General features: G+C 38.8%; 7 protein-coding genes and 1 pseudogene. 2 read left to right on the top strand and 6 right to left on the bottom strand.

Annotated elements, in window-relative coordinates; genetic code table 11:
- Positions 1-165: pseudogene (locus FTV34_RS15695) on the top strand (IS6 family transposase); the annotation flags it as partial.
- An 84-nt stretch (positions 166-249) separates the two neighbouring features.
- On the opposite strand, the gene FTV34_RS15690 reads toward FTV34_RS15695, so the two are convergent.
- Together FTV34_RS15690 and FTV34_RS15685 are read right to left on the bottom strand one after the other, a co-directional pair.
- Positions 250-687, bottom strand: coding sequence for a hypothetical protein (locus tag FTV34_RS15690; RefSeq protein ID WP_000030933.1), 438 nt, complete (start codon positions 685-687; stop codon positions 250-252).
- A 50-nt stretch (positions 688-737) separates the two neighbouring features.
- Positions 738-3,656 (bottom strand): AAA family ATPase, encoded by a 2,919-nt coding sequence (locus tag FTV34_RS15685; protein ID WP_180070773.1) that lies wholly within the window; start codon positions 3,654-3,656, stop codon positions 738-740.
- 453 nt (positions 3,657-4,109) lie between these two features.
- Here FTV34_RS15685 and FTV34_RS15680 point away from each other — a divergent pair, with 453 nt between their 5' ends.
- Positions 4,110-4,640, top strand: coding sequence for a conjugal transfer protein TraD (locus tag FTV34_RS15680; RefSeq protein ID WP_000963725.1), 531 nt, complete (start codon positions 4,110-4,112; stop codon positions 4,638-4,640).
- Positions 4,641-4,872: 232 nt separating this feature from the next.
- On the opposite strand, the gene FTV34_RS15675 is transcribed toward FTV34_RS15680, so the two are convergent.
- The 4 genes from FTV34_RS15675 to aph(3'')-Ib form a co-directional block, all read right to left on the bottom strand.
- Positions 4,873-5,283, bottom strand: a complete 411-nt coding sequence (locus FTV34_RS15675; protein WP_001057867.1) for a hypothetical protein — start codon at positions 5,281-5,283, stop codon at positions 4,873-4,875.
- 215 nt (positions 5,284-5,498) lie between these two features.
- Entirely contained in the window at positions 5,499-5,921 is a 423-nt protein-coding gene (locus FTV34_RS15670) for a hypothetical protein (RefSeq protein ID WP_000656635.1), read from the bottom strand.
- Between the two features lie 141 nt (positions 5,922-6,062).
- Positions 6,063-6,899, bottom strand: a complete 837-nt coding sequence (locus FTV34_RS15665; protein ID WP_000480968.1) for an aminoglycoside O-phosphotransferase APH(6)-Id — start codon at positions 6,897-6,899, stop codon at positions 6,063-6,065.
- A complete protein-coding gene (gene aph(3'')-Ib, locus FTV34_RS15660; RefSeq protein ID WP_001082319.1) occupies positions 6,899-7,702 on the bottom strand; it encodes an aminoglycoside O-phosphotransferase APH(3'')-Ib in 804 nt (267 codons plus the stop codon). Before aph(3'')-Ib ends, FTV34_RS15665 begins: the two co-directional genes overlap by 1 nt.
- Between the last annotated feature and the right edge of the window lie 157 nt (positions 7,703-7,859).

Here is a 7,859-nt window from a genome sequence, read left to right as displayed (position 1 = left end):
CGGATCATCAGGGCCACATTAGGATTCAAATCTATGAAGACGGCTTATGCCACAATTAAAGGTATTGAAGTCATGCGTGCACTACGTAAAGGACAAGCATCGTCATTTTATTATGGTCAGCCTCAGGGTGAAGTGTGTCTAATCAACAGGGTTTTCGGTCTCTAAGTACTTTTTAAAGGGAACATCATCGACTCAAATCTCTATTTGCAACAGTGCCAAAAAAACCAACTTCAAGTTGGTTTTTCTTTTTTAATCATCAGTGGCGACCTTAACACCATATCCAATTAAACCTGCAAGGCTAGCATAGGCTATTTTGGCATAAATCGAACCCCACCAGACCGTAATTTTACTGGCACCAAATTCCCGAACCGTTTGCCCCATAAAATTAGTGGTTTCATAGAAATTTTTAGCAGAATAACCTAACGCAATATGATCAAGGACAGGGAATAAACTAAAAGCTAAACCTACTGCTGCTGCGGGGAAAGTAAACTCTCTTGATAGACCGAATTTTCCAGTAATAAATACAAGCGATACCACGATAATTAATCTAATGATAGTCCATAGCATCACTGTGAAAGGCAAGTTAAAGATGCCTGCTCCCTGCCACGCAAGACCGCAAACAACTAACACGATAAAGCCTACAACTATCAGGAATAATACAAATTTATCATGATCATCTTTACTCATTAAAAAGTCTTTTATGGTTTGTTATTTTCACTTGCTTATGCCAGGTGAAGTTAGATTCTAGGTGTATTTCTAGGGGTAGTATTAAGATTGCTTTGCAGCTTCATCTTGTGATTAGGAGCATTCAAATTTTCTTCCGGTGCAGTAATCTTTTGCTTCAATAACTGCTCACGGTACTCGCTATAAACTTCAGTTTTATTGCGGGCAGTAAAACGGTGTGCGCTCTGATCTTTAAACTCTGTGAAGTACCGATCTGAATACTTAACAGAAAGTTTTTCAAATGGAATCTCATATTCCATATCATTGATTCGAGCTTTAATCATTGGTTTATCTTTCATCTTGTAGGCATCAAGAACCTTTAATTCTGTTCCCTTCTCAAAGGTTTCTTTCTTAAAGAATCCAGTCTTGATCTGTAACCCTTCCTCAAGTTTGAGAAGCTCACCTTTTGCAATTTTCATACCTCTAATGCTACCGATCTCATCACCTAAAATAGATTTAGATTTAAGATTCGCACGAACCTCGGTAACAATTTCTTCCTTCGTGAATGTACGATTCTCTGAAGTTAAAGCATGTATCTTCGAGTTAATTCCGTATATCTCCCGCTTATCTTCAATATGGTGGCGGTGATCTTGCAGATATGCTTTGATCAATTTTTCTTGCTTGTCTACTAAAGTGAAGTCTGTAGAAAATTCTTTCTTTTCTGATCGTCCTAGAACTTTTTTGAAGTTTTCAAAAGGTGTAACTTCTTTTTCAACAGGATTGTAATTCTGATCATATGAGATTTTCCCATCTGGACGTTTAACGAATTCTTTTTCATTCGTGGTAAACGACATAGCAGAATAATTAATTTCGACATTATGTTTATGTCGGGTCAAAGCAACATAAGTTAAATTAGCATTCATGTTCTCACTCGCCACAATATAGGCATTATCAACAGTCATACCTTGTGATGAGTGAATAGTATTTGCATAACCATATTTAAATTGGTTGTATTCATTTAAATCTACTTTAATGATCTCATTATTTCTATCTGACTGAACCATCATAAATTTAATGTTATTAAGATTATCTTTTTCAAAACCGATTACTTTTGCTGTTTCACCATTGCTAACTTTTAATTTTGAATCATTCTGCTTAAATACAATTTTTTCTCCGACAGTAATTTCAATATCACCGAAAGCAGTTTTAACATGATTACCAGTAGCAGAAAGTTGACCATTTTTAATTAATACATTTCTTGCCATGCGGTTTAATTCATTCACATCATTATTTGAATGAGCAAGCATTAACTTATTTTCGCTAGAATCTTCACTCCAAGATTTAATAGTTTTGGCTAGTGCTAGATCGTGAGATTCATATTCATTAACAGCATTAATGGTCTTATAAATATCTAATGCTTTGTCAACTTCATGCTTAGATAACAACTTAGATGCTTCAATCATTTTCTCTGATTCCTTCGCATATTTTTGTCGTTGTATATTTTCTAATGAAGCAATATTTTTCTTATCAAGGTTATCTTGAATATGAGCAAAAGCAGAACCAGCACTAACAGCACTTAACTGATAACTATCACCAACAAGTTTTATTTGAGCATCATGCTTCTCTACGATCATGAGAAGTTTTTGCATGTCTCTTGAGCCGACCATCCCCGCTTCATCTAAGATCAAGACAGTCTTATTATTGATCTCAAAATTACCACTTTCATATCGGGCAAGGAATGAAGCAATTGTACTGCTTGGAATATTACAATCGTCAGAAATAGCTCTAGCTGTAATTGCCTGCAAAGCAATACCATGAACTTTATAATCTGAAGTTTTGAAGGCTTCAGAAACAGCACTAAGAACATAAGACTTACCAGTACCAGCCGAACCATTTAGCAATGAGATTCGATCAGTAGAAGTCAAAGTATAATAGGCTGCTTCTTGCTCTCTATTGAATGTTCTTTTATCAGCAATTTTTACAGCATTTAAAGTGAATTTTTCAGTTAAATTAAATGGCTTCTGTACTCGACTTTGCTCATTGGCATTGTAGATAAATGCAGTAATAGAATCTTCAATTCCGACCAATTCTTTTGATGAGAATACAACCTTATCTTTCCCAAACAACATTGCCATATCAGGACAAGTCATTACAGCTTCATAGGCTTTAAGATATTGTTCTTGACTGTCAGTATGAGCCATAACAAAACGCTCAAGATCACGGGCAGTAAATACAGACTGATTAGAAGTTAAAGCTCTAATAACTTCCGAAGGACGCTCAATAATAATTTCGCCATTTTGATGACGTATATTTTTTATATTTTCATTAATGAAATATTTATGATTACTAACATAATCAGCCCTGAAGTTTTGACTGGATAATTCAAGCCCCTGAGCCTTATAACTTCTATGATCTATACGAGTATCAAGACCTAAATTTTCGCAAAAATCGTTTACATGGTTAGCCCATGATAAGCGTGTATCTGCCACAAAAACTTTAGATGAAAAATAGCGATCTTTACCTGCCCCGCCCTTTTCAGGATTAGTCGGATTGTAGCGTTTAAAGTGTTGTACTTCGTCACGATCAATACCATCTAATTTTCTTTCACTAAACATCAAATGAATATGAGGATTTTGTTCACCATCACTTGCTAATGGGCTATGAATTGCATAGGAATATGTGAAGTTTTTACCTAAAGTCTTATCTACAAATTCCTGTACTAATTCTTCACGTTGTTCTTTATTCAATTCTCTAGGCAATGAAATTTCCAATTCAGTATAAATACGTCCATTAATGCGTTCGTTCTTATCTGCTGACTTCCAAAAATGAGCAGCATCTTTAGCCCAATTTGGTAAATTTCCTGATTTTATATTTTCTAAATCTTCTCTTTTGTATTTACCTTCACGATTTATATAAGCGTAATGGCTTGCCCCTCGACTTCCCGAAGAACCGTATTGCCTACCTGATTTAACTGATAAGTGATAAATCGCCATAATTCGCCTATTTTGAATCTGCTTTTTTTGTTTCTCGGAGAGAAACGCGGAAGCGTGCATTCCAACTGCTGTTGTCATGATAACTTCAATATATATTCGCTACAAGGTGATAACCCATAGTTCAGAAACCCCAAATCTGAGGGTCTATAAGTGACACGATTAATAAGGATTTTTTTAAGCTATAAACTGTAATTTTTTGTTATTAGATAGACATTAGGATATTTTTTAAACTAAAGGACTGAAAGCCAATTTTAAAATTTTAAAAATCCTATAAAAAATGATCACCTGGCTAAATATTTTTCAATTCAAGTCATACTCAGAATAAATATTTCTTTAATTGTAAAAGTCAGAAATTAATAATTTAATATGATTTTTGTTGTTTAGTGCTGTAATAGATTTCCTCTATTTTTAGTTATGCTATGATTTAAAAATATTGACAATGAGGAAGTGGCAATGGCTATCGAAAATCTAAAATTTACTGAAGATCAAAAAAAGTTTGTAACTGATGAAATCTCTCGTTTGAAGGGATTAGAGAATAGAAACCAAACTGAAGATTTAATTTTGTCACTTGTTAAAAGTATTGAATCAGGCTCACCAACAAAGCAGCAAATTAGTTCATTTGAACGTGTAATGAAAAATGAATTTAAAAAACATAAAGCACGTTTAGAATTAGAAAAAATTAAGGAAGATGAAAAAAAACTTTTAGCTAGTTTGAAAAAAGATGCTCAAGCTGCTCAAGTTAAAGATCGCAAAAAACGTGAACATAAATTAATTTCAATTGGTGCGCTTTTTGAAATAGTAGATTTCCCAACTGAAGATAAAGGAATTATTACTGGTGTTCTTTTAAAGGCTCTTGAATCATATAAATCCAATCCCCAACATTTTGACAGTTTAAAAATTGCTGGTGACAAATTTATTGCTGATCGGGAACAATCAAAAAAATCTAAATCAACTCTAGTTGATAATTCAGGCTCTACAAATTAAAGAATATTCAAACTGGTAAAAATATAATTTAATTTTTTTCAGTCGCAACCCTGCGGGATTGCTTTGTTAATCCCGCTTATAGGTAACATGGAAGTAGTTGCGGGTCTGCGGTCAGCTAGCCAAAATCACAGATTTTGTCTGCTTCGCTTGCCCCATTCAACAGTAATCAGAGAAGGGAGGATTTTTCAGATTTTTCAGTTCGCAAAGTAGACACTTTGCTCTGCTCTATCGTTTAGGATTCAATATCTTTTTTTGAAAATTCAAAATAAATTAAATCTTTTTTACCTAGCTCAACCATTATTGAATTATAAAAATTGACAGGTAAATTTATAAATTCCTGATGCTCCGACCATAGTGCTTGTTCACCTTTGAATAGATATTTATATCTTGGATTGCCAAGTTCTATACGCTCTTTTTCTTTTGCAATTACTTCCGATCTGATTGCATTAAGCATATCTACAATTTGAATTGCTTTAGGGTCAATTTGATATTCCCTAGAGCTTTTCCCATTAATCCAAAGTTGAGCATCACGGCTATTGTACTTAGTTTCTTCCGTGTGGACTACCTTGTAAAATTCAATTATTTGCTCTGGGCTATATAAACCATTTCTGAAGCATTCAATTTTGAATTGAGCATTATTCATTTTTTCAGTTCCTTAATATTCATTATATGATACGCAATGAACCGCATTTTTTTGAAGCATTAGAAATCTAAACATCAAAAAAATGCGGGTGACTATTACCCCTATTTATTTTCAAATAAGAGCCTTAAATATAATTGCCAATCTTTATATATTAATTTTGAATGCTTCATATTTTCCTCTGTAGTGAATTGACCCCCTTCAGGGGGTCAACTGTTTTATGCGTATGATGATGTATAGCAGCGTTTATAAACTTTTGTACCTGTCGGCAATAATTCAAAATCTAATACTGTTGCATTTGCAGACTGATGAATCACGATATAGTTATCCATGATCTTTTTTTTCATTGGCTCTTTGCTGGTAAATTCATTCGGTAAAGGCACAACATAACCTTGCATTGAACCTGTTGCATCATAAGCCTGTTTAAGTTCACGGATGACACAATATGCCCGGCTTTTCTCAATAACTTGATAGAAGTCTACATTTGTTTGCTCATATCCCCATGAGGTATATAAGATCGTCCCGATCTCTAACTGATCACGGAATTTTTTAATTCGGGCTTTTTGTTCTTCCTTGTTCTTGATGGCGTTTTGATGGCTCAAGTTGTCTGATTGAATATTTTGAGAAACAGCTTCTTTCATACGTTCAACTGTTTTAAATCTAGTGTAGATAAAAGGGGGTCGTTTGCGGGAGAGGGCGAAATCCTACGCTAAGGCTTTGGCCAACGATATTCTCCGGTAAGATTGATGTGTTCCCAGGGGATAGGAGAAGTCGCTTGATATCTAGTATGACGTCTGTCGCACCTGCTTGATCGCGGCCGCGATAGCTAGATCGCGTTGCTCCTCTTCTCCATCCGCGTTCCAAGCTGCGGAAAGGCACCCATAAGCGTACGCCTGGTCGAGCAGGCGACGCGGATCGACGTCCAGCGCACGAGAGAATGCGTCCGCCATCTGTGCAATGCGTCTAGGATCGAGACAAAGGTCGTCTCTGTCAGCCGGATCGTAGAACATATTGGCGGCGCCAAAGCCCACTTCACCGACCAGACCGACGGGATCTATCACCAGCCAGCCGCGACTGGAGAACATGATGTTTTCATGATGCAGATCGCCATGTAGCCCACGCAGTTCCGAGGCATTGCTCATCATTTGATCGGCTATAATCGCCGCGTGGACGTAGTCAGTTTGACAACCTGCGTTTTGATCATCGCGCGCCCGCTGAAACAAAGCTGCAAAGCGATCCCGGATCGGGAGAAGGGCAGAAGGCAGGGGTTCCTCAGATGCGGCATACAGCTTCGCCATTAGTTCCGCTGCAATTTCGGTCGCCTGGTAGTCGCCGTGCTCGGCAACGATGTGAGAGAGCATTCGCTCCCCGGCATATTCGAGCAACATCAGATTGTTCTCACGACCGAGCAACCGGACTGCTCCCCTCCCATTGCGCCATACCAGATAGTCGGCCCCGCGCAGTTCATCAGCAATGTCTTCTATAGGTTTCAATCCCTTGACGATTGCAGGAGTCCCGTCTGGCAATGAAACTTTCCAAACGAGGCTGGAAAAGGTGTCCGCAATGAGAACAGGTTGCGAAACGTGCCAATGAGCAGGAAAAACAGGCGGCATGAACATCAACCCCAAGTCAGAGGGTCCAATCGCAGATAGAAGGCAAGGCGTTCGCGGTCGGGGGCTTCGATCCCCAATACATTGAATAGGACAGCGAAGGCGCGCTCTGCTTCATCTGGCGCTGCCCAGTTCTCTTCGGCGTTAGCAATCATGAGTGCCAAATCGGCATAGCGATCTGCTGTTCCGAGCCGCCCAAGGTCGATCAGACCCGTGCATTGAAGAGTTTTAGGGTCCACCATGAAGTTCGGCATGCAGGGATCACCATGGCAAACAACCATATCGGTGCGCTCTTGGTCGAGCCGCACCGGTAGCTCTCGTTCGACACGAGCCAAAAGATCGAGCTGCGGCGTACTCTTGTCCTCGTCCGGTAAGAAGTCGGGATTGACGGCATTGCGGGACACCACATCAACGGCGCGTCCGAACATTCGCGACAGCCTGCGCTCAAACGGACATTGATCAACCGATAGGCTGTGAACAGCGCCAAGTTGCTGCCCCATTGACGGCCACGCTTTGAGCAAATCCGCTCCAGACAGATCAGCCGCCGGTACTCCCGGAATTGCCGTTATCACCAAGCATGCACCCTCCTGTTCCTCCTGCCAGTTGATCACCTCGGGGCAAGCCACACCTCGACCTTTGAGCCAAATGAGGCGGTCACGCTCTCCAGCGAGCTCACCGCGGCGGGAAGCAGGTGCGATTTTCGCGAAGGCATGCCCGTCACCACGTCGAAAAACAAAATCACCAGATTCTCCGCCTCTGACAGGCAACCAGTCAGAATGCGATTCACCAAAAAAAATATTAGTTCGATTCAATGGAGGTTCCTTCAGTTTTCTGATGAAGCGCTCTGTACACGACAAAAATAGATAACTCATTGAAATAATGTCACAATAATTGTTTTCTAACGACGAATACTATGACACATCTCAATGAGTTATATCTTATCTTAAACAAATCTCTAAAATGGAACAA

The organism is Acinetobacter sp. YH16038, assembly GCF_013417275.1.
Classification (GTDB): domain Bacteria; phylum Pseudomonadota; class Gammaproteobacteria; order Pseudomonadales; family Moraxellaceae; genus Acinetobacter.
The sequence above is the reverse complement of the archived record's forward strand: the minus strand, read 5'-3'. Positions and strand labels throughout refer to the sequence as shown.

What these genes read in the sequence shown, in the direction of transcription:
- FTV34_RS15690 (WP_000030933.1), bottom strand. Translation starts at nt 687, where the DNA reads ATGAGTAAAGATGATCATGATAAATTTGTATTATTCCTGATAGTTGTA.
- FTV34_RS15685 (WP_180070773.1), bottom strand. Translation starts at nt 3,656, where the DNA reads ATGGCGATTTATCACTTATCAGTTAAATCAGGTAGGCAATACGGTTCT.
- FTV34_RS15680 (WP_000963725.1), top strand. Translation starts at nt 4,110, where the DNA reads ATGGCTATCGAAAATCTAAAATTTACTGAAGATCAAAAAAAGTTTGTA.
- FTV34_RS15675 (WP_001057867.1), bottom strand. Translation starts at nt 5,283, where the DNA reads ATGAATAATGCTCAATTCAAAATTGAATGCTTCAGAAATGGTTTATAT.
- FTV34_RS15670 (WP_000656635.1), bottom strand. Translation starts at nt 5,921, where the DNA reads ATGAAAGAAGCTGTTTCTCAAAATATTCAATCAGACAACTTGAGCCAT.
- FTV34_RS15665 (WP_000480968.1), bottom strand. Translation starts at nt 6,899, where the DNA reads ATGTTCATGCCGCCTGTTTTTCCTGCTCATTGGCACGTTTCGCAACCT.